This is a genomic window from Bacillus sp. FSL K6-2841, from assembly GCF_037976435.1.
GTDB lineage: Bacteria > Bacillota > Bacilli > Bacillales > Bacillaceae > Bacillus > Bacillus pumilus.
On sequence record NZ_CP150266.1, the window covers coordinates 305,231 to 331,897 of the forward strand.

General features: G+C 43.0%; 24 protein-coding genes. 22 read left to right on the forward strand and 2 right to left on the reverse strand.

All coding sequences use genetic code 11. The annotated features are described in order from the left end of the window. The first annotated feature begins 11 nt into the window (after positions 1-11). The 15 genes from MHH68_RS01690 (at position 12) to MHH68_RS01760 (ending at position 15,189) form a co-directional block, all read left to right on the forward strand. The gene (locus MHH68_RS01690) at positions 12-614 is read left to right on the forward strand and encodes a TerD family protein (RefSeq protein WP_058015234.1); all 603 of its coding nucleotides are present in this window, start codon (positions 12-14) and stop codon (positions 612-614) included. A gap of 20 nt (positions 615-634) precedes the next feature. Continuing rightward, a complete protein-coding gene (locus MHH68_RS01695; protein WP_008342133.1) occupies positions 635-1,216 on the forward strand; it encodes a TerD family protein in 582 nt (193 codons plus the stop codon). A gap of 42 nt (positions 1,217-1,258) precedes the next feature. Further along, entirely contained in the window at positions 1,259-1,837 is a 579-nt protein-coding gene (locus MHH68_RS01700; protein ID WP_034664245.1) for a TerD family protein, read from the forward strand. Between the two features lie 140 nt (positions 1,838-1,977). Further along, positions 1,978-2,757 carry a TerC family protein gene (locus MHH68_RS01705; RefSeq protein WP_012008834.1) on the forward strand — a complete coding sequence of 260 codons (780 nt, stop codon included), beginning with the start codon at positions 1,978-1,980 and terminating at the stop codon, positions 2,755-2,757. Between the two features lie 94 nt (positions 2,758-2,851). After that, positions 2,852-4,042, forward strand: coding sequence for an HpcH/HpaI aldolase/citrate lyase family protein (locus MHH68_RS01710; protein WP_339164834.1), 1,191 nt, complete (start codon positions 2,852-2,854; stop codon positions 4,040-4,042). Beyond that, entirely contained in the window at positions 4,032-5,363 is a 1,332-nt protein-coding gene (locus MHH68_RS01715; protein WP_339165777.1) for a phosphoribosyltransferase family protein, read from the forward strand. The genes MHH68_RS01710 and MHH68_RS01715 overlap by 11 nt, the downstream gene beginning before the upstream one ends. After that, positions 5,356-6,465: a cysteine protease StiP family protein gene (locus MHH68_RS01720; protein WP_268496647.1), complete on the forward strand. Its 1,110-nt coding sequence runs from the start codon at positions 5,356-5,358 to the stop codon at positions 6,463-6,465. Before MHH68_RS01715 ends, MHH68_RS01720 begins: the two co-directional genes overlap by 8 nt. Then, positions 6,462-7,277 carry an HAD family hydrolase gene (locus tag MHH68_RS01725; RefSeq protein WP_268496646.1) on the forward strand — a complete coding sequence of 272 codons (816 nt, stop codon included), beginning with the start codon at positions 6,462-6,464 and terminating at the stop codon, positions 7,275-7,277. The genes MHH68_RS01720 and MHH68_RS01725 overlap by 4 nt, the downstream gene beginning before the upstream one ends. Positions 7,278-7,347: 70 nt before the next feature. Beyond that, positions 7,348-8,964: a YceG family protein gene (locus MHH68_RS01730; protein WP_169057440.1), complete on the forward strand. Its 1,617-nt coding sequence runs from the start codon at positions 7,348-7,350 to the stop codon at positions 8,962-8,964. A gap of 14 nt (positions 8,965-8,978) precedes the next feature. After that, on the forward strand, positions 8,979-10,073 hold the full coding sequence (locus MHH68_RS01735) for a toxic anion resistance protein (protein ID WP_003217200.1): 1,095 nt from the start codon (positions 8,979-8,981) through the stop codon (positions 10,071-10,073). A gap of 400 nt (positions 10,074-10,473) precedes the next feature. Beyond that, entirely contained in the window at positions 10,474-11,742 is a 1,269-nt protein-coding gene (gene opuAA, locus MHH68_RS01740) for a glycine/proline betaine ABC transporter ATP-binding protein OpuAA (protein ID WP_169057439.1), read from the forward strand. Between the two features lie 10 nt (positions 11,743-11,752). Beyond that, positions 11,753-12,598, forward strand: coding sequence for a glycine/proline betaine ABC transporter permease subunit OpuAB (opuAB, locus tag MHH68_RS01745; protein WP_024718999.1), 846 nt, complete (start codon positions 11,753-11,755; stop codon positions 12,596-12,598). Next, positions 12,598-13,479, forward strand: a complete 882-nt coding sequence (locus tag MHH68_RS01750; RefSeq protein ID WP_339164838.1) for a glycine betaine ABC transporter substrate-binding protein — start codon at positions 12,598-12,600, stop codon at positions 13,477-13,479. The genes opuAB and MHH68_RS01750 overlap by 1 nt, the downstream gene beginning before the upstream one ends. 39 nt (positions 13,480-13,518) lie before the next feature. Continuing rightward, positions 13,519-14,343 carry an alpha/beta hydrolase gene (locus tag MHH68_RS01755; protein ID WP_268496644.1) on the forward strand — a complete coding sequence of 275 codons (825 nt, stop codon included), beginning with the start codon at positions 13,519-13,521 and terminating at the stop codon, positions 14,341-14,343. Positions 14,344-14,466: 123 nt separating this feature from the next. Beyond that, positions 14,467-15,189 (forward strand): SDR family oxidoreductase, encoded by a 723-nt coding sequence (locus MHH68_RS01760; RefSeq protein WP_339164840.1) that lies wholly within the window; start codon positions 14,467-14,469, stop codon positions 15,187-15,189. Positions 15,190-15,435: 246 nt separating this feature from the next. On the opposite strand, the gene MHH68_RS01765 is transcribed toward MHH68_RS01760, so the two are convergent. Continuing rightward, entirely contained in the window at positions 15,436-16,563 is a 1,128-nt protein-coding gene (locus MHH68_RS01765) for a M20 peptidase aminoacylase family protein (protein ID WP_058015245.1), read from the reverse strand. Between the two features lie 153 nt (positions 16,564-16,716). Here MHH68_RS01765 and MHH68_RS01770 point away from each other — a divergent pair, with 153 nt between their 5' ends. From MHH68_RS01770 to MHH68_RS01780, 3 genes are all read left to right on the forward strand, one after another. Then, complete coding sequence (locus tag MHH68_RS01770) at positions 16,717-18,147, forward strand: YfcC family protein (protein WP_061406663.1); 1,431 nt, start codon at positions 16,717-16,719, stop codon at positions 18,145-18,147. Positions 18,148-18,362: 215 nt separating this feature from the next. Next, complete coding sequence (locus MHH68_RS01775; protein ID WP_003217251.1) at positions 18,363-19,310, forward strand: L-lactate dehydrogenase; 948 nt, start codon at positions 18,363-18,365, stop codon at positions 19,308-19,310. Between the two features lie 39 nt (positions 19,311-19,349). Continuing rightward, on the forward strand, positions 19,350-20,972 hold the full coding sequence (locus MHH68_RS01780) for an L-lactate permease (RefSeq protein WP_058015247.1): 1,623 nt from the start codon (positions 19,350-19,352) through the stop codon (positions 20,970-20,972). Between the two features lie 40 nt (positions 20,973-21,012). Here the strand turns inward: MHH68_RS01780 and MHH68_RS01785 are convergent, their stop codons facing one another. Further along, positions 21,013-22,002, reverse strand: a complete 990-nt coding sequence (locus MHH68_RS01785) for a LacI family DNA-binding transcriptional regulator (protein ID WP_339164844.1) — start codon at positions 22,000-22,002, stop codon at positions 21,013-21,015. Positions 22,003-22,111: 109 nt separating this feature from the next. Between MHH68_RS01785 and MHH68_RS01790 the strand changes: the two genes are divergently transcribed. Genes MHH68_RS01790 through MHH68_RS01805 form a run of 4 tightly spaced genes read left to right on the forward strand, consistent with a single transcriptional unit; the run spans position 22,112 to position 26,563 of the window. After that, the gene (locus tag MHH68_RS01790) at positions 22,112-23,437 is read left to right on the forward strand and encodes a DegT/DnrJ/EryC1/StrS family aminotransferase (protein ID WP_339164846.1); all 1,326 of its coding nucleotides are present in this window, start codon (positions 22,112-22,114) and stop codon (positions 23,435-23,437) included. Then, the gene (locus tag MHH68_RS01795) at positions 23,412-24,278 is read left to right on the forward strand and encodes an HAD-IIB family hydrolase (RefSeq protein ID WP_339164848.1); all 867 of its coding nucleotides are present in this window, start codon (positions 23,412-23,414) and stop codon (positions 24,276-24,278) included. Before MHH68_RS01790 ends, MHH68_RS01795 begins: the two co-directional genes overlap by 26 nt. Further along, positions 24,275-25,321 (forward strand): Gfo/Idh/MocA family oxidoreductase, encoded by a 1,047-nt coding sequence (locus MHH68_RS01800; RefSeq protein ID WP_058015251.1) that lies wholly within the window; start codon positions 24,275-24,277, stop codon positions 25,319-25,321. The genes MHH68_RS01795 and MHH68_RS01800 overlap by 4 nt, the downstream gene beginning before the upstream one ends. A gap of 54 nt (positions 25,322-25,375) precedes the next feature. Continuing rightward, entirely contained in the window at positions 25,376-26,563 is a 1,188-nt protein-coding gene (locus tag MHH68_RS01805; RefSeq protein WP_339164850.1) for an MFS transporter, read from the forward strand. The last annotated feature ends 104 nt before the right edge of the window (positions 26,564-26,667 follow it).

Consider the following 26,667-nt stretch of genomic DNA (forward strand, 5'->3'; position numbering starts at 1 on the left):
GAGTGATTGATTTGGCGATTACATTAGAAAAAGGTCAACGTATTGATTTAACAAAAGGCAAAGCAGGGCTGACGAATATTCTTGTTGGACTTGGCTGGGACCCTGTATCACAAGGCGGCGGATTTTTAGGTAAGCTGTTTGGCGGTGGAGGCGGCGCTGATATTGATTGTGATGCTTCAGTGCTCATGCTGAAAAATGATAAATTTACGGAAAATAAAGATTTGATTTATTTTGGCAACTTGAAAAGCAAATGCGGCAGTGTCGAGCATACAGGCGACAATCTGACTGGTGAAGGAGACGGAGATGATGAACAAGTCCTCGTCAACTTAAGCAAGGTGCCAGGCAATGTGAATAAATTGGTGTTTGTTGTGAACATCTATGATGCACTTAGAAGAAATCAACATTTTGGTATGATTCAAAATGCGTACATTCGCATTGTTGATCGTTCAAACAATCAAGAATTAGTGAAATATAATTTAAAAGATGAGTATGCAGGGAAAACATCATTAATCGTTGGAGAGCTTTATCGTCATGAAAATGATTGGAAGTTTGCGGCTGTTGGAAACGGTACAAATGATGCGAAGCTTGCCGATATTACGAGAAACTATATCTAATCAGAAGGGAGAGATTCCTAGTGGGAATTTCTTTAGCGAAAGGTCAAAAAATTGATTTAACAAAAACGAATCCAGGTTTAACAAAAGTGGTAGTAGGTCTTGGCTGGGATGTAAACAAGTATGATGGCGGACATGACTTTGATCTAGACGCAAGCGTATTCCTTTTAGATGCAGCAGGGAAAGCAAACTCTCCATCTGATTTTGTCTTTTACAATCAAACAACTGGCGGTGGCGGAAGTATCGTACATACAGGCGATAACCGTACAGGTGAAGGAGATGGAGATGATGAGCAGGTCAATGTTGATCTTTCAACTGTACCAGCGAGTATTGAGAAAATCTCCTTCGTGATTACAATCCATGATGCAGAAGCACGCAGCCAAAACTTTGGACAGGTTTCTAACGCTTACGTCCGTATTTTAAATGCGGCATCAAATGAAGAGCTCATTCGCTATGATTTGGCGGAAGACTTTTCAATTGAAACAGCGATTATTGTAGGTGAATTATACCGTCATGGCGGAGAATGGAAATTCTCGGCTGTTGGATCGGGCTATCAAGGCGGACTTGCCCGCATTGCAACAGACTTCGGTTTAGATATCGGGTAACGACCCGTTTTCATATTTTCAGGAGACAGGAGAGATACGAATATGGCAATTCAGCTTTCAAAAGGACAACGTGTCGATTTAACGAAAACCAATCCAGGGCTGACAAAGGTGATGATCGGACTTGGCTGGGATACGAATAAATATTCTGGTGGAGCCGAATTTGATTTGGACGCTTCGGCTTTCTTAGTGGATGCAAACAATCGTTGTCAGCAAGATACAGACTTTGTGTTCTATAATAACCTTCAGCATCCAAGCGGCAGTGTCACTCATACAGGTGATAACCGTACGGGTGAAGGAGATGGAGATGACGAGCAAATTCTCGTTGATTTCTCGAAAATTCCTGCTAACATTGATCGTATCGGAATTACAGTGACGATTCATGATGCAGAGACGCGCAGCCAGAATTTTGGACAAGTCTCAAATGCGTTTGTTCGTGTTGTAAATGAAGAGGGCGGGGAAGAATTGATTCGCTTTGATTTAGGGGAAGACTTCTCAATTGAAACAGCTGTTGTGGTATGTGAACTATACCGCCACGGAAGCGATTGGAAGTTTAACGCCATCGGAAGCGGATTCTCTGGCGGACTTGCAGCTCTTTGTCAAAATTATGGGTTAGAAGTATAAACGAGAGAAATCAATCGATTCAAGAGGCGCTGCCAATGACTCATATGAGGACCTTTTCCAAAGTGAGAAAGAAACAGCGATCAAGAATAACAGCAGGCGAAAGCCTGCTGATGCTTCTACACTTATAGGAGGAAAACCAGTTGGACATTTTGAAACATATGTTGGACACCTATGCCTCGTTTTTTGATTGGCATATGTGGGCAGAGGTATTAACAAACCCTGTCTCTTGGGGACTCATTGGGACCCTTGTTGTGCTTGAAGGATTGTTATCAGCAGATAACGCACTTGTATTAGCTGTCATGGTGAAACATTTACCAGAAAAGCAGCGTAAAAAGGCATTAACCTACGGATTAATTGGCGCTTATTTCTTCCGTTTTCTATTCATTGGCGTAGGGATGCTGCTTATTAAGTTCTGGTGGATTAAGGTTCTCGGAGCTGCATATTTAGCATGGCTTGTCATTAAGCACTTCTGGTTAGGTGACGGCGATGACGAAGCGAAGGAATTGAAAAAAGAAGGCTGGATGATTCGTGTATTTGGCGTGTTCTGGGCAACCGTTATTTCTGTGGAAATTATGGACCTTGCCTTCTCGGTGGACAGTATTCTTGCGGCATTCGCAGTATCTGAGGAAGTATGGATTCTGCTATTAGGGGGAATGCTTGGCATTCTCATGATGCGTACAGTGGCACAGTTATTCCTGGTCCTTATTGACCGTATTCCAGAGCTTGAGAATACCGCGTTTATTCTCATCGGGATTATTGCCATCAAAATGGGCTTAAGTGCTGCACATATTGAAATCCCGCATCTTGCATTCTTTGCGATTATTATTCTAGCGTTTATCGGGACGTTTATTGTTCATAAAATCAATAAGAAGAAACATCAAGATGTGACAAACGAAGCTGCGGCTTCAAAAGAAGAATAGGATGATCAAAAAGGAATGGAGTTGACTACAGGCTCCATCCTTTTTTGAATCATCAGGTTATTGATTTTCTCTAAACAACAGGAGGTGGCACAGCATGCGGTATTTTCGATTTTTATCAGAGGCGAGGCAGCAAGATCTTTTTTTCAAGCGGCCGGGGGCGATGCATTCACAGACACCGAGGCATGTACTTGCGCATGCATTAGGTGCTACTTTGTATATGCCTGCGACACGACAAGATATAGCAGATATGCTGCTGTCGCAGAAATATGAAGCGCTTTGCTCTGTTGTATTTTGCTTGGAGGATGCCATCGGTGATCAAGAAGTGGACATGGCTGAACAGAATCTAGTGGCACAACTGGCCAGTCTCAAAGAGAAAGTCACGCAAGCTCCTGAAACGGCTGCACATTTGCCTCTTATATTTATTCGCGTTCGTTCACCGAAACAGCTGCTTAAAATGGCAGACTTGCTCGGTTCCTCTCTTCAATTACTTACCGGTTTTGTGTTCCCAAAGTGCTCGGTCCATAATGCGAAGGATTATTTGGACAGTCTGAAACAGGCATCGTCCCAAACGCAGACAGCACTTTATGGGCTGCCCATTTTGGAAACACCCGATTTACTAGAAAAAGAAACGAGATATACGGTGTTGTCAGAATTAAAGCAGATCTTTTTGAATGACGAGGAATATATTTTGAATATTCGCATTGGGGCAACGGATCTTTGCGGTTTGTACGGGATTCGCCGTGATCGTGATACGACCATCTATGAGATCAATTTGATTGCTGATTTGATCACAGATATCATCAATTATTTTGGCCGTTCCTTTGTGGTATCAGGTGCTGTGTGGGAGCATTTTGGCCCTGCACGAAAGGAACAAAAGCCATTCATACGGGCACTTTCTCATAAGAGTGGTGAATCGTCTTCATCTGAATTTGATGACGTACAAGGTTTACTCAAGGAGACAAAACTCGATGTGGCTAACGGCATTCATGGAAAGACGGTCATTCATCCAACACATCTCAAGCCGGTTCAAAGCATGTATGTTGTAACGAAGGAAGAGTATATGGATGCATTAAGCATTCTTGAACATGCAGACGGCACAGTTGGCGTAATGAAGAGTACCTTCTCTAATAAAATGAATGAAACGAAGCCCCATTACAGGTGGGCAGAGCACATTTTAATGAAGTCAGATATTTACGGGGTGTTTCATGAAAATAGAAGCTATATCGACATACTCACAGAAGCAGAAGCCGCATACGCTGAGCATCTTGGAACATATGGAAGTTGAGCTTGATCTCAAAGAAGGTGCGCTTCAGCTAGAAAAAGAGCATCTTTTTGACATGGCTGCAAGGGTGAACAAAAAAAGAGCCTTTTTATTCGTTAGTAAGGTGCTTGGTAAGCACATTCCTGTTCATCCAGTAAAACCGCTCCTTGTCTCGGGCCTTTTAGCCATGGCGTATGCCAAAGAGCAAACAGGCAAGACGTCTCCACATCAAGACCTTTTGGCAGAAGCACTCAAGACAGATGACCACACGGTATTAACTAAAGCCTATGAAGCGCTCAAAAAGGAGAAGCTCTCAGTAGGAAAACAGCCGATCGTGATCGGCTTTGCAGAAACAGCCACAGCTCTTGGGCACGGTGTGTATGACGTATTAGAAGGTGCATCTTACATTCATACAACACGTGAACAGCTGCTGGATCTTGATCCTTCATTGGTATTTGAAGAAGAGCATTCGCATGCAACGGATCAGCTTTGTTATGCAGACGAAGCATTACTTCGCACAGACCGTCCCATCGTGCTAGTTGATGATGAAGTCACGACAGGCCGTACGAATATCAATATCATTCGGGATCTTCATGCAAAGCACCCGCGGCATTCTTACACGATTCTGTCTATTTTAGACTGGCGGACAGAGGAGCACGAGAAAGCCATGTGTGAGCTTGAAAAGGAACTTGGTATTCACATCACTTCATTGTCTTTATTAAAAGGGCAAATGGTCTTTCGGGGCAAAACGCTGGATGAACCAGCTTATTCGTATGAGATTGCTGAGCAAAAGGATCTGCCAAATCTCTCTTTTCACTCTCTTCAATCTTTCTTTCAGCAAGTGCCGTATGCACGTTCTCATGCAACCAATTCGGCTGGTCATTCGCCATATATACATGAAACGGGCCGTTTTGGTTTAAACGCAGCAGATACAGCAGCCATCGACCAAGCAGCTGCAGAGGCTGGACTGAAAATGAAGAAGGAACGCAAAGGAAAGCAGACACTTTGTTTAGGAACAGGTGAGCTGATGTATGTACCGATGAGACTGGCTGCATATATGGGAGAGGGCGTTCTCTTTCATTCAACGACGAGAAGCCCAATTCATCCCGTTGAAAAGGATGGTTACGCTGTTCAAAATGGGTTCACCTTTGTAAGTCCAGAGGATGCCCGAATTCAGCACTACGTGTACAACATACCAAAAGGTCAATATGATGATGTATTTCTCTTCTTTGAGAAAAAGGTCTCTCAGGAGGCATTGCTTCCGCTTGTTCATTTATTTGCTGAGCGGCATGTGAAGCATGTGCATATTGTGACTTTATCAGACGAGGTGAAGGTGAATGGCTAATGTGTATACAAAGATGGGAAGCTATCCAGAGCAGGATGTAACCTTTTTACTCAAAGATTTATCATCCATTGAGATGGAGAAAAGTACAGAAGAGCGGGAGCGTTCCATTCAGAGTGGTGCGCATTATTCAGAAATGCTGCCGATTGAATATAAACCAACGAAATCTTATATGGATTTATTCTATGAATCTCTGAAAGAAAGTAAGGAAAAGGTAGCAGAAGCAGTAGCTGTAGTAGCCGAACAGATTGTGAAAAAGCGAGGCTTCCAAACGGTACTTTGCAGTTTGGCTAGAGCGGGAACGCCGATTGGGGTGCTCATCAAACGATATATTCGAAAGACATATGGTCTTGAACTGCCTCATTACAGCATTTCTATCATTCGTGATCGAGGAATAGATGAGAATGCGCTGCATTATATGCTCAAGGAACATCCGGGCTATGAGATTGCCTTTATTGATGGATGGACCGGAAAAGGTGCGATTTCGAGAGAGCTCCAAAAAGCGGTGCTTGATTTTGAAAGAAAGTACGGGATTCGCCTTTCTAGTGAACTGGCTGTACTCGCTGATCCTGGCTATTGTACACATGTCTACGGAACGAGAGAGGACTTTCTCATTCCTAGTGCTTGCCTGAATTCGACTGTATCTGGACTTGTTAGTCGGACGGTACTAAACAACCGCTGGATCAATGCCGATGATTTCCATGGGGCAAAATATTATGAAGAGCTGCTTGATGAGGATGTGTCCAATCTGTATGTGGATACAATTGAAGAAGCCTTTTCTAGCCTCGAACCAAATATAGAAGAGAAAGCAGAGACCATCCTCACGCAAGGAATGCCTGCGGATTGGCGGGGGATGGCGTCCATTGAAGCGATCGGTCAGGAGTTTCAAATTGAAAACACCCATTTGATTAAGCCCGGTGTTGGTGAGACGACCCGTGTGCTGCTGAGAAGAATCCCTTGGAAAATCTTGATACAGCCTGGATCTCAGGAGAAGCTAAAGCATATTTTGCTTCTGGCAGAGGACAGAGGCGTTCCTGTCATTGAATATGAAAATATGTCCTATACGTGCTGTGGACTCATTCGTCCGCTGGAGCAGATGTCATGAAGACAAGTGCGTTTGCCAGTGATTTAGACAGGACACTGATTTACTCACATCGAGTGCTGGATCAATATGAGTATGAAGGAGATTATGAATTAGTTGAGATGCTAGATGAACGTCCGCTTTCCTATATGTCGGTTGAAACGAAGAAGTCCTTACAGACGATTCATCAATTGGGCTGGTTCATTCCAGTGACGACAAGAACGACCGCTCAGTATGAACGGATCACCTTCTTTCAGCAAGAGATCAAACCGGAGTATGCCGTCACGACAAATGGGGGCTGTATCCTTCATCACGGCAAGCCGCTTGAGGATTGGCAGGTCATTGTTGATGAGAGGCTCAAAGCGTGTATGTCAGTCAGAGAGATGCTAAGAGCCATCTCCGAACTGCCAGTTGCGGCATGGGTGAAGCGTACCCGGACAGCTGAGGGAAGATTTCTTTATTTGATTATGAAGGATGAGTATCTGTCTCGCATTCCACTTGCTGAATTGAAGCAGTGGGGCGAGGAGAGAGGCTGGCAGGTGTCTCTACAAGGGCGAAAGCTTTATTTTATTCCGGCACCGCTCAATAAGTGGGATGCTGTTGCTTTTCTAAAGGAACGTCTGGCGCTTGAATATGTATATGGTGCGGGTGATTCTCTCTTAGATGCAGGACTCATTCGACAGGCAGATATGGGCTTTGCCCCAAGGCATGGAGAAGTGCTCGACTTTGATCCATTGCTTGAGCCGACAGCAGCATCTGGCATGGCAGCAGCAGATGAAATCACCGCTTGTGTCATGAAGCAGATGACAACCGCAAAAAAGCCTTCGATTCGATAGCAGAAATAGAAGGGTGAATGATATGATAGTAGTAGCTTTCAAGAAAATATAGGAGAAAGGAAGGAGCGGCGTGAGTTATAAAGAAATCAATATTAACCAAACACGGGCGGAGCAGGAAGCCTGGAAAAACGTGCTGAAAAAGCCGCTCCCTGAAAGAGACGGTTATGTGAAGGACGAGCATACATTGTCCTTGCCGCGTCTCGCCGCCCGGGTCCTTGGAACTCCGCATGATGCAACCGATTATTTTATTTATTTACATGAATTATATGAAACAGATGGCATTCATATTTTAAGTGAAACGCTCAATCGTCATATTGAGCCGGAGCATTTTCAAGCGCTTCAACGTATTCATTTGATTAACCAAGAAGAAAAAGGATTGTCCGTGAATCGCTTTGTGGCTTTCTTAGATGGTGAACAGCTGATTGTACGCCATCCAAATCCTGTGATGAACCGGCATATCCGCCTTTCATTGATTAAGGTGTTTGAGCATTTCAAACAGCTGCATGAAGGGGGATTTCAGCATCCCGATTTTCGCCGGGTTTTGCTGGATGTCGTAAAGTTCTCAAATAATCATCTAGGTCCATGGCTGAAGGAAGTCAATATAGAAGAAAAAATGCCGGCTGTCATTTGGTATGGAGAGGCGAATAAAAGTCAGCTTTATTTTCTTTACTATGTCATGCTGATTGGCTGTGATGTTGTGCTATTTCATCCAGAGGGCGAGGATTCATTCCGCGAACTAGATCCAGAAGAAAAGCTGACTTTTATTGATCAGTATCCGGGGACTTCAAAGCTGGAACCGTTCCCTACTGAAAAGCCTGAGAGGAAATCAACGGTGGCGTACCGCTCGACTAGAGAGCTTGAAGAGGTGCTCCATACGGAAGATTCAATGCTGTATAAGCCGTGGCAATTCAGAGATCATACCCCTCATTCTATTACGCTGAAGACAACATATGATGAGCTGTTTTTAATTGCAAAGGAACGCTCCTTTATCCGCCCTAATTTTCAAGCAGACCGTGATACGATACAGATTCCGAATCTCTTTGCGAAAATGATGGGGGTTACACGAGACAAGCGTGAATACTGGGATCGTATCCACACGTTAATGGAATGGAAAGAAACGAAGACCATTCGCCATTTTCCTTTTACGAAAGAAGTGTCTTCGAATTATCAATTTCATTATCAGCATGCCCTTTCGTCTGCTGGAGAGATTGATCCTGAATTATTAATGAAAAGCAATGTGTGGCAGTTTTCTCATCTATATGAGGGGACGCAGCGTGCGATAGCAGAGGCGGTATCTCGAATCTGTCAGCATCCGAAGCTATTAAAAGAAGGCAATGAGACTGAATCAGATGTCCGTATTTATTTATTCAAACAGGTACTGCATATCGGCCAGGAGCTCATTGAACTCATTCAAACTTTTGATTATGCACAAACCGTACCGAAAGTGATTTTATATCATACGGAATATAATGGTGAGCTGACTCGTTCTGATGCGGCTGCCCTCATTTTTCTAAATGAAATGGGTGTGGATCTCTTCGTGTATCATCCGGCGGGATACCAGTGTATCGAGCGGTATATAGATGACCAATTATTTGATACCCATTGGCTTGATGAGATGGTCATGAACCAGGAGTTTAAAGAGCCATCCATCGTCAGAAAATTATTTCAATCCATTAAAAACCGATAAGGAGATCAAAGCTTATGACAAATACAAATGGAAATGACATCATTTCAATTGATAAAGAGGAAATCTCCATTGAGAAAGCAGACGATATTCGCGTTCAGCTTCGAAATGAACCAGAAGTGCAAAATATTGCAAGACAGATCGATGCGAAAAATCAACTGGAGCTGCTTGAATACGGAAAACAGCCAGCCGTTGAAATCTCTAAGTTCTCTGATCGTATTCTTTCGATGATGCGCTCAACTAGTGTCACTGACTCAGGAACGATGCTGACGCAGCTTGGGAAAATTATGGATCGTTTTGATAAAAATGATTTTGACGAGCCAAAGGGTGGTCTACTGTCAAAAATCTTTAAGCGCGGCGGCAGCATGATTGAAAAGATTTTCAGTAAATACCAAACGCTCGGTGCAGAGATTGAAAAAATTAATGTAGAAATCAGTAAATATAAAGACGAAATGACCAAATCGACTGTGACGCTTGAAGAAATGTATGAGCATAACATTCAATACTATATGGAGCTTGAAAAGTATGTCGTGGCAGGTCAAATGAAAATCGAGGAATTAAAGCAATTGGTTCCTTCTTATGAAGAAAAAGCAGCTAGTGGAAACCAGCTGGCACAAATGGAGCTTGATACACTTCGTAACGGCATTCAAGCGTTGGAAGAGCGTGTATATGACCTTGATATGGCACGGATGGTGGCTCTTCAAACGGCACCGCAAATTCGCCTGCTGCAACGTGGTAATACGAAACTAATCGGTAAAATCAACTCAGCGTTCATCATCACGATTCCGATCTTTAAAAATGGCATCATTCAAGCTGTGACAGCGAAGAGACAAAAGCTTGTGGCTGATTCAATGAGTGAACTGGATAGAAGAACAAATGAAATGCTGAAACGAAATGCTGAAAACATCTCAAGCCAAAGTGTGGAGATTGCCAAATTGTCTGGACGTCCAAGTATCGACATTGAAACGATCGAATCTTCCTTTAATACGATTGTACAAGGAATGAAAGAGACGAAACAGATCGAAGAAGAAAACAAACGATTACGCGAAGATGGAACAAAGCGTATGCTTGAATTGCAAGATAATATTAAGCGAGCTGCACTAGAGTCCTAAAAAATAAGCTGTCTGTAACTAAAGTTGCAGGCAGTTTTTTAATATTTTAATTAAAATTTGAATGAAAAAGGTTTCTATGTGACCATTTTCGGGTAAATCCTGTTCAGGGGAACGGTTCACCCATGTTTAAAAAAGTCCGCTATGGTGAGGATTCGAGTTATTTTTTAGCACAATTAGGAATTTCAAGTAAAATATTGTCTGATGAGAGGAAATACCCCGTAAAATATGTTGTTTATGAAGCATTCTATAGGATTTACGAGTAATACGGCGTATAAACTCTAATCACCAGACCTCTTATATGGAATTCATACATATTGTGCGGAAATAAGCGAATTCTAAAGATTGTTCGCATCATAACGCTTATGTTACGGTTATTAAGATGCTAATTTGGAGGGAAAATATGAATTCTGAAGAGAGAACTATCAAAATCAAGATAAATAATGTATCTAAAATTTTCGGTAAAAATGCTAAAAAAGCATCTCAAATGCTTGAAAAAGGGAAAACAAAAAGAGAGATCCTAAAAGAGACCGGCGCAACAGTTGGTGTCAATCGAGCAAATTTTGATGTGTATGACGGCGAGATATTTGTCATCATGGGGCTATCAGGGAGCGGAAAGTCCACACTTGTGCGGCTGCTAAATAGGTTAATCGAACCAACCTCCGGAGAAATATATATTGATGGGGATATGATAACGAATATGTCAAAGGATCAATTGCGTGAAGTTAGACGTAAAAAGATCAGCATGGTCTTCCAAAACTTCGCATTGTTCCCGCACCGCACCATTCTTGAGAACACAGAGTATGGTCTTGAATTACAAGGTGTAGACAAAGAAGAGCGCCACTCAAAAGCGCTTGAATCTTTAAAGCTTGTTGGACTTGAAGGCTTTGAAGAGCAATATCCAAACCAATTAAGTGGTGGGATGCAGCAGCGTGTTGGATTGGCACGTGCATTAGCAAATGATCCTGACATTTTATTAATGGATGAAGCATTCAGCGCACTCGATCCATTAATTCGTAAAGACATGCAGGATGAATTGCTTGAGCTTCATACATCTGTAGGGAAAACGATCATTTTCATTACCCATGATCTAGATGAGGCGCTTCGGATTGGCGACCGCATTGTGCTCATGAAGGACGGAAATATCGTTCAAATCGGAACACCAGAAGAAATTTTGATGAACCCATCGAATGAATATGTTGAACGTTTCGTTGAAGATGTTGACCTTTCTAAAGTATTAACCGCTGGTCATATTATGAAACGTGCAGAAACAGTTCAGATCGACAAAGGGGCACGTGTTGCACTTACGCTCATGAAAAACCTTGGAATTTCGTCAATCTATGCAGTCGATAAGAAAAAGCATTTATTAGGTGTTATTTCTGCACAAGCGGCGAAAAAGGCGGCAGAAACGAATACGTCGCTCGAAACTGTTCTTGATAAAGAATTTACAACTGTATTGGAGTCTACGTATTTAACAGAAATCTTTGATGCAGTGTCTGATGCGGCAAATATTCCAATTGCCGTTGTTGATGAGAAAAACAGAATGAAGGGTATTGTGGTCAGAGGTGCATTAATTGGTGCGTTATCAGGTAATGATGAGTATATCAACATGTCTTCTAACAAGCTTGAGGAAATTAAAACACAAGAGCCTTCTGCACAGGAGGTAGAATAAGATGTTTAGTATGAGTGATTTACCTAGAATTCCGTTCGCGGATTACATCGATCAATTTGTTGACTGGTTAACATTAACGTTTGGTGGTTTCTTTGATGGCATCACAAATGGATTAGCAGGCACAGTAAATGGAATTGTGGCAGCACTTGGTGTGATTCCATCCATTATTTTAACCCTTATTTTTGCCGGCATTGCTTGGTGGATCAGTACAAGAGGAGTTGCTCTTTTCACACTTATTGGATTTTTGCTGATCGACTATTTAGGCTACTGGCAGCCAATGCTTCAAACACTTGCGCTCGTTTTAACAGCTGTGGTCATTTCTATCGTGATTGGGGTTCCGATCGGTATTTGGGCATCACAGAAGGAAACTGTGCGTAAAATTGTGACACCTATCTTAGATTTAATGCAGACCATGCCTGCATTCGTTTATCTATTACCAGCAATCTTCTTCTTTAACATTGGCGTTGTACCTGGAGTTGTGGCATCCGTTATTTTCTCCATGCCGCCAACGATTCGTATGACGATTCTCGGTATTAAACAAGTACCATCTGATTTAATTGAAGCAACAGAAGCCTTTGGTTCAACGACATTCCAGCGTTTGTTCAAAGTTCAGCTTCCACTTGCAACAAAAACCATCTTAGCTGGTATTAACCAAAGTATCATGCTTGCTCTATCAATGGTCGTCATCGCGGCAATGGTAGGTGCACCAGGACTTGGTTCAGAAGTATATAGTGCGGTAACGCAGCTAAAAACAGGAATTGGTTTTGAAGCGGGTATTGCCATTGTTATTGTGGCAATTACACTTGACCGTATTACACAAAACATTAAAACGAAAAAAACCAGGGGGAATGCTTAATGTGGAAAAAGTCTCTCAACATTGGGATGACCGCCCTGCTTGTCTTTTTACTAGCCGCTTGTGGTGCAAAGTCAGATTCAAATGCGAGTGCAGCACAGCAGGTGAATAAAACCATTATCGGCATTGATCCGGGTTCAGGGATTATGGCGCTCACGGATCAAGCGAAAAAGGATTACGGCTTAGAGGATTGGACGGTTGTGTCTGCATCAAGTGCAGCCATGACTGCAACGCTCAAAAAATCTTACGACCGTAAAAAGCCAATCATCATTACTGGCTGGAATCCACACTGGATGTTTTCTCGTTATGATTTAAAATATTTAGATGATCCAAAGAAATCTTACGGTGAAGCGGAAGAGATTCATACGATTTCACGTAAAGGGTTTGCAAAGGATCAGCCGGATGCAGCCAAAATGCTTGGTCAGTTTAAATGGTCTCAAGATGACATGGGCGAAGTCATGATGGATATCCAAGATGGTATCAATCCAAAGGATGCCGCCGTTAAATATGTGAAAAAACATAAAGACCAAGTAGCGAAATGGACAAAAGGCGTGAAAAAGTCGAATGGTGAAAAAGTCAATCTTGCCTACGTTGCGTGGGATAGTGAGATTGCAAGTACCAATGTTGCTGCAGAAGTACTGCGTGAGCTCGGATTTAAAGTGACCTTGACTCAGGTGGAAGCAGGTCCAATGTGGACAGCAATTGCAACTGGAAGTGCGGATGCCTCGTTATCTGCTTGGCTGCCAAATACGCATAAAACGTATGCAGCGAAGTTTAAAGGGAAATATGATGATCTAGGCACAAGTATGAAAGGTCTTCGCATGGGTCTAGTTGTTCCGACATATATGAAGAACGTCAACTCGATTGAGGATTTGAAAAAATAGCCAATTATGATGAAGTTCCCTTATAATAGGAGGGAGCATATGAAAAAGCAGTCTGCTCAAGAAGCGGCTGCTTTTTTCTTATATATAAGGAAGGTGGACGAGTTGTCGATGATGGTTAAGCCAATCATGATTTTTCTGCATGGCGGAGGAGTAAGCAGCTGGATGTGGCAGGAACAGATAAAAACATTCAAGGAAGCGTATGAATGCTATACGCCTGATCTCATTGGTCACGGGACAAGAGCAGATGAACAGTCATATTCCATGCGAGAAAGTGCTCTCGAAGTCATCTCGTGGATCAAGGAGCATACGCATGGACGTAAAGTGATACTTATTGGCTTCTCCCTAGGTGCACAGGTTGCCGTTGAGGTGTTATCAAAAGAGCCTGACATCGTAGATATAGCCGTCATCAACAGCGCACTTGTGATGCCGCTGCCATGGCTTTACTTGATGGTGAGACCTCTTTTACCTCTTACGTATCCATTATTAAAGAAAGATTGGTTTATCGAGCTCCAAGCTGAAAAGATGGGGCTTCCAAACGATGTACTCAATCACTATGTGGCTGATTCGAAAAGTTTACAGAAGAAAACCCTTCTGACGATGTTTCAAGAAAATCTCCATTACAAGCTCCCAGACACGTTTCAACAAGCGAAGGCACGAATTCTTGTCACAGTGGGAGAAAAGGAAAAAGGTATTATGAAACGGTCAGCAAAGAAAATAACGAATTCACATCCGCAGGCAGCAGGTGTCATCGTTCCGGCTATCGGACATACATTTACGTTTGAAAAGAAGGAACTGTTTATGGATATGGTTCAATGCTTTATAGAGGAACGTGCGTTACCAGTGGAGTTAAAGGAAATCAAGTAACCGAAAGTAAAGACAGGCATAAAAGAGGCAGCCAGATCTTATAACCGATATGATAGAGGTATAAAACGCTTACAGATGAGCTGCTGTCTGACTGAAAGCTCATGAGACGTAGAAGGAGGAGCTATGAGTAAAAACTATATCATATTCGGTGCAAGTCAAGGATTAGGGGATGCTTTTGTGAAAGGTCTTCCTTCAAGCGGAGATACAGTTTGGATTGTGTCTCGAAGTGAACCTAGCAGTTTGAAATTAGATGACGGTGTACATAGAATTTGGCTGAAAATTGATTTATCAAGCCAATCTCATATTCCACACATGATCGAAGCATTGGGGAACAAAACCATTGATGTCCTCATCTACAACGTCGGTTTATGGGAAAAACGAGGCTTTGAAGATGATTATTCATTTGATCACGATCAGCCAGAGGATATCGCTCATTTAATCAATGTGAATGTCACCTCAACCATTACATACATCCAAGCACTGCTTCCGCATGTCAGGAAATCGGAGAATGGAAAAATCATCTTGATTGGTTCAACGTCGGGACTCGATCATACAAACCTGCCGCAAGTTTCTTTTGTCGCATCTAAGTTCGGCCTGCGCGGAATTGTGAATGCACTAAGAGAGCATGTGAGAAAAGATAAAATATCCGTCACCTGTATCAATCCAGGAGAATTGGCGGCAGAGGTTCCATATGAAGATGGAGCCGAAAAAGCCATCGCTCTATATGATGAAACAAGAATTCCTGTGCAGGATATAGTAGAGCTTGCGAGATGTGTGATTCATTTATCAAGGGTATCCTGTGTAAAAGAAATCAACGTCCCAGCCATGACAGATTTGAATGCATAATATCAAGTAGACCACCCGCTAAAAAACGGGTGGTTTCACGTGTAGACAAACCCTCGCATTCGTTGTCAGTCCTGCGTGCTGGTGCTCACGAATGTCAAATTCGCTCCGCGCCAGTACTCGTCCTTCCTAGACTTCAAAGGTTTTCTATCACGCTGAAAAGGAGACAAAGGACTAAAATAAAGATCATTTTAGCCCTTTGTCAACAATCTGAGACCACCCTCTAAAAAAACGGGTGGTTTTTTTATTTTATGATGAATGCTGCTGAAGAGTCTGATAAACAGCTTCAGTCAAAATCTCAATGCCGGTAAAAATAGCAGAGCGGTCGAATGTCATATATGGATGATGTAGACCGGGCTTTAGATCACAGCCTAAACCAAGCATCGTGGATTTGATATGCGGAACCTTTGCTGCATAAAAGTGAAAATCCTCTCCGCCTGTCGTTACGAGCGGAGGATCAAGCTGCTCTTTACCTAAAACCTTTTCAATGGCATGAGACATCATCTGGACGGCTTCCTCATTCAAGGTAGCGGCAGGCAGACGATGATCAGTTGAAAGGGTAATGGAAGCGCCAAAGGCATCCGCTACAGAATGTACGGCTCTTTCAATTTCTTTTTCTAGTTTATCCATCACTTCATTTGTTTGTGCTCTGACATCTAGTGTAAAAGAAGCTTTGCCAGGGATGATGTTTGAACTGCCTCCGCCAGCATGTAGGTTGGTCATTTTCACAGAATGTGCAACTCTTGGGTCGACATGGATATGTGCGAGTCTTTGCACGAGGGTAGAAGCCACTTCAATGACGTTGACCCCTAGATGCGGGCGTGCACCGTGGGCTTCCTCACCAATAATTGTGCCGATGTAATGATTACTCGATCCATGCAAGATCGCAGGTGCGCAGCGTCCGTTTAATGTTTCTTGAATTGGGCGAACATGTACTCCGTATAAGTAATCAACGTCTGCTAGCACACCTTTTTCAATCATTTTCAGCGCACCGCCGCCTTTTTCCTCAGCAGGCTGAAAAATGAAGCGGATGGTGCCGTTTGGGAGCTCCTTTTCTTTTAATGCCATGAAGGTGCCGAGAGCCATTGTCATGTGTGCATCGTGACCACATGAATGATTGGCTTGAAATTCCCCATCTACTTCCTGCCAAAGTGCATCAATGTCTGCTCTCACCGCGACCACTGGTGAACCTTCTCCAATTTCACCGATCACTCCTGTACAGTCGTCAAATGTTCGGGTCTGACAACCTATTTTCTTTAATAAGTCCTCAAGATAAGCCGTCGTATTCGTTTCTTCCCAGCTGATTTCTGGGTGAGCGTGCAGGTGATCAAAGATGTCTTTCACCGTTTGCTGCATGTCGTTTGTCAAAGTTGTCATGAATAGCCTCCTTGCTGACAGAAAATCTGTCAAAATATTCTTTTAGTGAAATAATATTGATCTTAAATATCATCAGTGTTTATAATATAACACATCATTTGATTATTCAGAAAATTAAGTGAAATTCCGATCGGGACAAAGGGGTTTTGACACATGAAAACAGCAGCAGTATCACCACCAGAGAAACAAAAAAGAAAACTTCAAATGCCAGATGCGTATGTTCTCTTATTTATCATTGCGCTCATTTGTACCATTGCAACATATTTTGTACCCGCGGGTGAGTTTGACCGAAAGACATCGGGGGAAATCACAACAGCTGTTCCTGGCAGCTATCACCGCATTGATCAATCACCCGTAAGTCCAGTGGGCTTTTTTACAGCCATTCAGGAAGGGATGGTAGGGTCTTCTTCTATTATTTTTCTCATTCTATTTACTGGCGGAACCATTGCCATTTTGGAGAAAACAGGTGCCATTAACGGAATGATTCACCATGTCATCAGCAGATTTCAAACAAAGCAATTATTGTTTATTTGTATTGTTGGAGGATTATTTTCAGTGCTTGGAACGACCGGGATTGTCGTGAACTCCGTTATAGGATTTATTCCAATCGGGATTATTGTGGCAAGATCCTTGAAATGGGATGCTGTGGCAGGAGCTGCGGTCATTTATATTGGCTGTTATGCCGGGTTTAACGCGACCATTTTGTCTCCATCTCCACTGGGGTTATCTCAGACAATTGCAGAACTGCCGATTTTTTCTGGCATTGGTCTTCGTGTCATTATTTATCTTTGTTTTCTTATATCTAGTATTGTGTACATCTATTTATATACAAGACGCTTAAAGAATAAAGAAAAGGGAAGTCTTCTTGGAGATGAATGGTTTCCTGCGAAGGGACTTGGCGGATCTGATGCAGAATCTGTGGACAAGCCTGAATTTACGAGCAGACATAAGCTGATTTTAGCAGTGTGTGGATTGTCTCTTGGGGGCTTCTTATATGGCGCGCTTCAGCTTGGCTGGACCGATAAGGAAATGGCAGGAGTCTTCATTTTTATGGCCATTGCTGCTGGATTACTTGGCGGATTAGCAGCCAATGATATTGCAAAAACGTTTATCGTCGGCTGTCAAAGCCTTGTTTACGGCGCACTCATTGTTGGGATGGCACGCTGCATTTCTGTCATTTTGGAAAACGGTAAGCTGCTTGATACCGTGGTCAATGGCTTGGCGAGTATGTTGACAGGATTTAGCCCAATTGCTGGTGCGATCGGGATGTATATTGCGAGTGCACTTCTTCACTTTTTGATTTCATCAGGATCAGGAGAAGCGGTTGTCTTTATTCCAATTCTTGCGCCGCTGGCTGATTTAATGGGCATCACAAGACAGGTCGCTGTAGAAGCGGTTATGCTTGGCGAAGGGGTGGTTAACTGTATCAATCCGACATCAGGTGTGTTGATGGCTGTGCTCGCTGCAAGTGGTATTCCTTATGTGAAGTGGCTTCGTTTTATGGTGCCGCTTGCGCTCATTTGGTTTGTCATTGGACTTGTCTTTATTTGTATCGGCGTGATGATCAACTGGGGACCTTATTAACATGTATAAAGCTGCTGACAATCGTTTGGCAGCTTTTTTCTTGTGGAAATATGCATGGAGACAGCGCTTTGAAAGCACAATAAGTGTGTTCACAAATTCGCTACATATTTTTTTGAGCAACCCCCTTGCAAAAGTTTGTGAAGTATTGCACAATAAGAATGTGAAATACTTCACATACAAAAAACAACCTAGTTTTACTCAGGAGGATGAGATAAATGACAAACGAAAAAGTAAACAAAGTAGCACTTATTGGAGCAGGTTTTGTAGGTAGCAGTTATGCCTTTACATTAATAAATCAAGTGATCACAGATGAATTGGTTGTCATCGATTTGAATCAAGATAAAGCAATGGGTGACGTCATGGATTTAAACCACGGGAAAGCATTTGCTCCGCACCCAGTGAACACATGGTATGGAGATTATGAGGATTGTAAGGATGCAGACATTGTATGTATCTGTGCTGGAGCGAATCAAAAGCCAGGTGAAACGAGACTTGACCTTGTTGAGAAAAATTTAAATATATTTAAAGGCATTGTAGACAATGTGATGAAAAGTGGATTCGATGGTATTTTCTTAGTCGCCACAAACCCTGTTGATATTTTAACATATGCGACTTGGAAATTCAGTGGACTGCCAAAAGAACGAGTGATTGGCAGTGGAACTACACTTGATACTGCAAGATTTAGATACATGCTCAGTGAGTACTTTGACGCAGCGGCACACAATGTGCATGCGTACATCATTGGAGAGCATGGCGATACAGAGCTTGCTGTTTGGAGTCATGCGAATATCGGAAGTGTACCGATTACAGAATTAATGAAGAAAAATGATCAATACAAACAAGAAGATTTAGATGAGATGATGGAAAATGTCCGTCATGCCGCTTATCAAATCATTGAGAAAAAAGGCGCTACTTACTACGGCGTAGCGATGAGTTTGGCCCGCATAACAAGAGCGATTCTGCACAATGAAAACAGTATTTTGACTGTCAGCACTTACTTAGATGGAGAGTACGGAGCAGAAGATGTCTACATTGGTGTACCTGCCCTTGTGAATCGAAATGGCGCAACAGAAGTGATAGAGCTTGCACTGAATGATACAGAAAAAGAACAATTCGCGCACAGTGTGAATGTGTTAAAAGAGATCTTGGCTCCTCATTTTTAATCGAAAGCAATCTATCTGAGCAGAAAAGGATGAATCACTATGTGGCAGCAAATATATAATCCGTTTGGTAATGAGTTCGTGAGTGCATTGGTAGCAATGCTTCCAATTTTGTTTTTCCTACTTGCATTAACCGTATTTAAGTTAAAAGGTGTTTTAGCCGCTTGTTTTACCTTAATCGTCAGTTTTGTAACAGCGGTTTTCTTCTTTCATATGCCAATTGAAAAAGCATTGTCTGCTGTGCTGCTCGGTATATCTAATGGGCTGTGGCCGATTGGATATATCGTCATCATGGCGGTGTGGCTCTATAAAATAGCTGTGAAATCTGGTAAATTCGATGTTATTCGTTCTAGTATTGCAGGAATTTCTCAAGATCAACGTCTTCAGCTCTTATTAATTGGTTTTAGTTTTAACGCATTTTTAGAGGGAGCCGCTGGGTTTGGTGTACCGATTGCGATTAGTGCCGCTCTCTTAACAGAGCTTGGGTTTAAACCGCTGAAAGCTGCGATGCTCTGCTTAATTGCCAATGCTGCGTCTGGCGCATTTGGTGCGGTGGGGATCCCAGTCATTACAGGGGCGCAAATGGGCAATATGACGCCGCTTGCATTATCTCAAACCCTTGTGTTTACGATTCCGTTTATTTCATTCTGTATTCCGTTCCTACTCATTCTCATTGTGGACGGATTCAAAGGGATTAAAGAAACGCTCCCTGCCTTGCTTGTTGTGAGTGGAAGCTATGCCATTTTACAAGCTGTCACAATGGTGACAATGGGTCCTGAGCTTGCCAATATTATTTCAGCATTAGCAAGTATGGGGATTTTGGCTTTATTTCTTCGAAAATGGCAACCGAAACACATTTATCGTGAAGAAGGAGCACCAGCCATTGAACAGAAACAAACGTATCGCGGCGTTGAAGTGCTGAAAGCATGGTCTCCGTTTTATATTTTAACCGCCGTGATTACGGTATGGAGTCTGCCAGCATTTAAAGCATTGTTTGCTGTAGGAGGCCCGCTCAACTGGACAACCATTTTAGTGAAAATGCCATTTTTGCATCAGCAAATTGTGAAATTACCACCAATTGCACAAACAGCAACACCTATTGATGCGATCTTTAAAATTGATGTGATCAGTGCAACGGGTACTGCCATTCTGATTGCAGTGATGCTGACTGGTTTGTTTAGCAGACATATTACATTAACAGAAGGCGCTGCCTGCTTAAAAGCATCAGTGAAAGAGCTTTGGGTACCAGTTCTCACCATTTGTTTTGTCATGGGCTTTGCCAACTTGGCGAACTTCGCTGGTCTAAGTTCAGCCATTGGGCTTGCACTTGCCAAAACAGGCGATTTGTTCCCGCTTGTCAGCCCAGTGCTTGGCTGGATCGGGGTGTTTATTACAGGATCTGTCGTGAGTAACAACGCCTTATTCGGCAACCTTCAAGCGGTCACTGCTTCTCAAATCGGCTCACAGGCAGGTTTGTTAATTGGAGCAAATACAACGGGCGGGGTCATGGCGAAATTAATCTCTCCACAATCTATTGCCATTGCTACAGCAGCAGTTGGAGAAACAGGTAAAGAGTCTGAGCTCTTCCAAAAGACTGTGAAGTACAGCTTCATCCTGCTCGGCATAGTGTGTATATGGACATTCATTCTGGCTCAATTTGTATAGGTTTAAAAAAAGACTGAGACAGCTCTCAGTCTTTTTTTGTTTATGTCGATTCCCTTGTCACGAGCCGGGTAGGCAGCTGGATATGTTGACGCTGTAATGGTTTTTGGTCTTGCAGGAGCTCAATCAGTTGCTGCACAGACCGGTGGCCAAGCTCTACGATCGGGATGTCAATTGTGGTGATCGTTGGAGCTGTCACCTCGCAAATGTCTTGATTGTCATAGCCGATCACCGCTAGATCCTTAGGAATGTGATAACCATATGAAATGGCCTGTTTAATGAACCCTGCTGCGACTTGATCATTACCGGTGAAAATGGCATCAGGTGCATTCTTCATGTCATGGATGACATCCATTAAGCGAAAACCGTCTTCAATGGTGAAGGCCTCCCCGAACAGCCAATCGTCATGAAGCGGCAAGCCGTGGGCAGAAAGAGCATCAAGATAGCCCTGTTTCCTTTGTTTCTGTGCTTCACTGCTTTCTGTATCAAAGCAAAACCCGATCTTTTTCCGCCCCGACTGAATCAAGTAGTCAACTGCTGTATAGGCAGCTTCTCGCTCATCGTATCCAATAATCGGAATGTCTGCTGTTTGATGATATTCATTCGCCATGACAATAGGGCCGTTCGTTAAAAATGGCTCGATCTTTTCCCACGGATTTTCTAATGCCCCTAAAATGACCCCATCTACTTCTCTTCTTTTTAATAATTGAAGACCTTCAAGCTCTAACGACTCCTGATAAAACGTCTGAAGCACGATCGCTTTATAGCCTTGATCCAGTGCTTCTTTTGAAATGCCTTTAATCAATTGTGCAAAAAAAGGATGGTCCACAGCCGGGACAGACACAGCAATGGTTTTTGTCTGATGTGAACGTAGAGTACGAGCTGCTGAACTCGGTGTATATTCCATTTCCTTCATCACCTGTAAAATGAGCTGGCGCTTTTCCTCGGACACATATGGATGATGATTCAGCACTCTGGAAACGGTGGTGGTTGAAACCCCGCAGCGTTTGGCAATTTCATAAATTGTACACATATTAACAAATCCTTTACACAAAGTTATTGTTCTGAAATCGATAACATCATTTACAATGTGAAACAAGTTAAATATTAACAAATGGAATTGATTAATTGGAGGGAATGGAATGCAAATATTGACGAAGATATCAGGTAAAAGCAAGGATTATCTCCCTTTGCTGGATATGATCAATCAAGGTGTTCAAGTAAAGTCTGATTCAGTTGAGAAGCACCTAGCAAATGAAAAGCTGGTGACGTTCCTCGAGCAAGATATAAGACGCACTGGCTTGGAAAAAATTCTCTTCCATTATAAACAAAATAAGGAAAAAAAGATACCGTTTCTGCCAGTCGATAAACTGATTTCAGAGGAAGAGATCGATGACATTATGCAGGTGCTGAAAGAAGTATTGAGTTCTGGCCGTTTTACTTCAGGGCCATATATTCCGGCGTTTGAAAAGCAGCTCGCTGAGTACTTAGGGAAGAAATATGTCATTGCCACGTCAAGTGGAACAGATGCCCTAATGATCAGTCTCATATCAGCAGGCGTCCATCCAGGAGATGAGGTCATTTTGCCAGCAAATAGCTTTGCTGCAACAGAAAATGCAGTGCTTGCGATTGGGGCTGTTCCGGTCTACGCCGATATTGATCCAGATACTTACTGCTTGGCACCGAGTGAAATAGAGAAGCATATCACAGATCAAACGGCATGCATTCTTCCGGTTCATTTATATGGAAAACAAGCGGATATGAAGGCCATTTCGGCGATTGCGAAAAAGCATGGGCTGAAAATCATTGAAGATGGCTGTCAGGCAATCGGGAGCACTGGCCTCGGAGCATATGGAGATGGGCTTGTTCTCAGCTTTAATCCATACAAAAATCTTGGTGTCTGCGGTAAGGCAGGAGCCATTGCAACAAATGATGAAGCCCTAGCGGAGAAATGCATGGAGATCAGCTATCACGGCTTTGAAGTAGGAAAGAAAAATGTCAAACGCAGTGACTATGGCTTTAATTCGAAAATTGATAATTTGCAGGCAGCGATCGGACTCGAACGTATGAAGTATTTAGGATTACAAAACTTTAAACGTTTCTACTTAGCAAAGCGCTACATTGACCAGCTGCAAACGCTAGAGGATGAAGGATACTTGAAGCTTCCGAAGCTGACGGATGATCATGTCTGGCATCTGTTCCCGATCAGGGTGCTGAAGGGAGAACGAGATGAGCTTGCAGCGAAATTGCTGGAAATGGGCATAGAGACAGATGTTTATTACCCAATCCTATCGCATCAGCATCAAACAGATCTTGTTTCTCAAAAGTATAAACGTACATCACTTCCACATACGGAAAAAGCAGCACAGCAATTACTTCACTTGCCGCTGTATCCAGGCATGCCGCTGCAAGATCAGGAGAAGGTCATCGAGGGGGTTCAACATGTTATCAAGTCTTCCATTCAATAAAAAACTACTGAATCAGCCGAAAAATCCGAAGTGGATCGTCTTCTGTGATTTTGATGAAACCTATTATTCTCACGAAATGACAGAGGAGCAGCGAGAGGATGTCAAGCGGCTGGAGGCCTTTGTGGCAGAAAAGAGCGAAGCAGGAGAGCTTATGCTTGGCTGGGTGACGGGAAGCAGCCTTGATTCTGTGACAAGCAAAATGGAAAAAGGCGGTTTTCATCAATTCCCGCATTTCATTGCATCGAACTTAGGGACTGAGATTGTGTATACATCAGATGCTCATTTTGGACAGCCAGATGCGGAGTGGATGAAGCGTCTGGATGCACAGGGCTTTTCAGATGAAAAAATTGAAGACATCCTCGAAACCATACGTGAAAAGGGAATTCATCTCAGACCGCAAACGCAGCTGGGCAGCTCAGGGTATAAGAAGAATTTCTATTATCAGGAGCAGGATGAGCGGACAGATCTTCATCATCTATCATTCATCCAAACACTTGCCAAAGAGCGCGGGGTGACGGTCAACATCAACAAATGCAATCCGCTCGCAGGAGACCCTGCGGATTGCTATGATGTCGATTTTTTACCAGTCGGCACAGGGAAGGATGAAATTGTCCGCTTTATGCTGAAGCAATATGATTTATCGAAAGGTCAAGGCTTTGCCTTTGGAGATAGTGGGAACGATTTGCGGATGCTTCAATCCGTCACGCACGGTTTCCTCGTCCAAAATGCGACGGCCGAAGCCAAGCGGCACCATCATCAAATTTGTCATCATGGGTATGCAAAAGGAATCTATGAAACACTGAAAACAGTGATGTATAAACATGAGGAGGCACATTCATGAAGAAAATTGGAATTGTTGGAGCAGGGAATATTGCAAAAGCACATGCAAGAGCATTATCAACGATCAAAGGTGCAGAGTTATCAGGTGTTTATGATTTACACGAGTCAGTTGCACAGGGATTCATTAAACAGTATGGCGGACGTGTGTATTCAAGTATCGAAACTTTAGCAGATGCATCTGATGGGTTGATCATTGCTTCCCCGAATTTTTGTCACAAAGACCATGCCCTTCAAGCACTAAGAGCAGGACAGCCCATTTTATGTGAAAAGCCGATGGCTGTGTCGCTGAAGGAAGCGAAGGAAATGGTGGAGACAGCCAAACAGTTCCAGGTTCAAGCCAGTATGGGCTTTAACTATCGTTACTTATCCTTTGTGAATATTTTGAAGAACTTGATTGCCAATGGTGAATTAGGCCGGATTTTAACTGTCAGGACTCATTTTAAGAAAAACAGTGCCCTCAGAAGAAAGACATTTTCATGGAGAGACAGCGGGGAGAGTCTGCGTACGAGCGGTGCATTAGGAGATCTTGGCATTCATTTAATTGATATGCTTTGGTACTTATTTGGCAGTGACATGAAGAAAGACTCCTTAAATACCAAGATGCTGACGCATGTAAAGGAAAAGGAAGAGAAAAAGGTACAGGTGGATGATCATACCGAAATTTTCGGTCAGATGGAGAATCAAGTGTTCTTTCATTTGGTCACATCCAAAAGCACGCAGCCGGAGGAATGCGGATTTAGTGTAGAAGTCGTTGGTCATGACAAGGTATTCAAATACCATACGAACATGAAAAACGAATATGAGATCAGCGATGGCTTGTGTGTGGAGCGTCATCAAATGCCGCAAACCCTGCTGACAGATCCGCCAAATGAATTTTACGGATGGTCTGATACGTTCCGTGATCAGCTGATGCACTGGGTGAATACAGATCCATATCCATCTCATATGAAAGTTGCTGATTTTGTAGACGGGTATCGCGCACAGGCTGCGCTTAATACATGCTTCGAGAGGGAAGAGGCTGTCGAGTCTGCTCGGGCATATTAAAGAGGTGGAGCGGAGGATGTCAAAACTCCGCTCCTTTTTAGAGGAAGTGAAAAGATGAAAAAAGTATTTTATTTTGGCTGTGTCTTTTATTTTTTTATTGGGACCATTCATGTGTTTTTTGGCAGTTTAACTCCTTATTTACTGTCTAGTTACGATAAGGGTCCAGGGGAATTATCATCTTTAATTTTTTTTCAGTTTATTGGTTTTTTGACAGGGGTTCTGTTATCCCCCATCCTTGTGAGGAAAAAAGGCTATGGCGCTGTTCTGACTATGGGTCTTTTGCTGATGATTGGGTCACTTCTGCTTGGGCTTTTGGTGCCGGGCTGGTCAACACTTGTGCTTGCAGGTTTTTTTCTTGGGAGTGGTGCAGGCAGTCTTGAGACAACGGCCGGAGCGTATGTGATTTCGATGGCAAACAGTGCAAAGCGAATCAGCATCATGGAGGTCTTCTTTGGGTTAGGAGCGCTGTTATTTCCACTTGTGATTTTACTGACTGTCAATGAACAGACGTGGCACTATGTGTTTTTATTTCAAGTCGGTGCACTGACTTTCTTCCTTATGCTCTGGCTTGCCTTTATGAACAAATTGCCTCGTGGACAGATGACTTCTCCTTCCAATGGGGGGAGAAAACCGTCCTTACTTGTTGATCGAAACAATCGAATCATTGTGGTAATCATGATTTGCTTTGCCTTTTTCTACGCAGGGATTGAAACGAACTTTGCGAACTTTTTGCCGTCGATCATGCTGGAGAAGGGGGGAGACAATTGGGGTCTCTTTGCAGTTTCCACTTTCTGGACAGCCATTGTCATCGGCAGAACCGTGATTGCGAGAAAAGCAGACCAGCTGCACCCGCTGCGTTTTTTAAAGCTAAGCGCAGCACTCATGATTCTGCTGCTCGTGACCTTTGCGCTGACAACGCACATCACCGCCCAGCTGCTTCTCATCTTTTTCATTGGCTTGTGCGCAGCTGGTATGTTCCCAATCGCACTGACTGCATCTGCATTAATGATTGAAAATGCCATCGACGAGGCCACGAGTTACTTTATTGCAGCCGCAAGTTTAGGCGGAGCCTGCTTGTCCTTCTTGATCGGCTTTAGTATTGAATGGGCAGGAGCAGCAAGTGCCACCTTTGTTTTCGCCTTCTTAGCTGTTCTTCTATTTGCAGCTGCGATTCAAATGAATCGTATGAAGAAAAAAGAAACCGTTCTCCCGCAGCAGTCGGCACTGAAAGCGGATCGATAAGCGATATCAATGCCCTTGAGTCCGCCTGGAAAGATGACAAAGGACTTGTACTAAACCATAGAACGTTTGAATAATATGTACAAGTCAGCATCAAAAGGAGGACG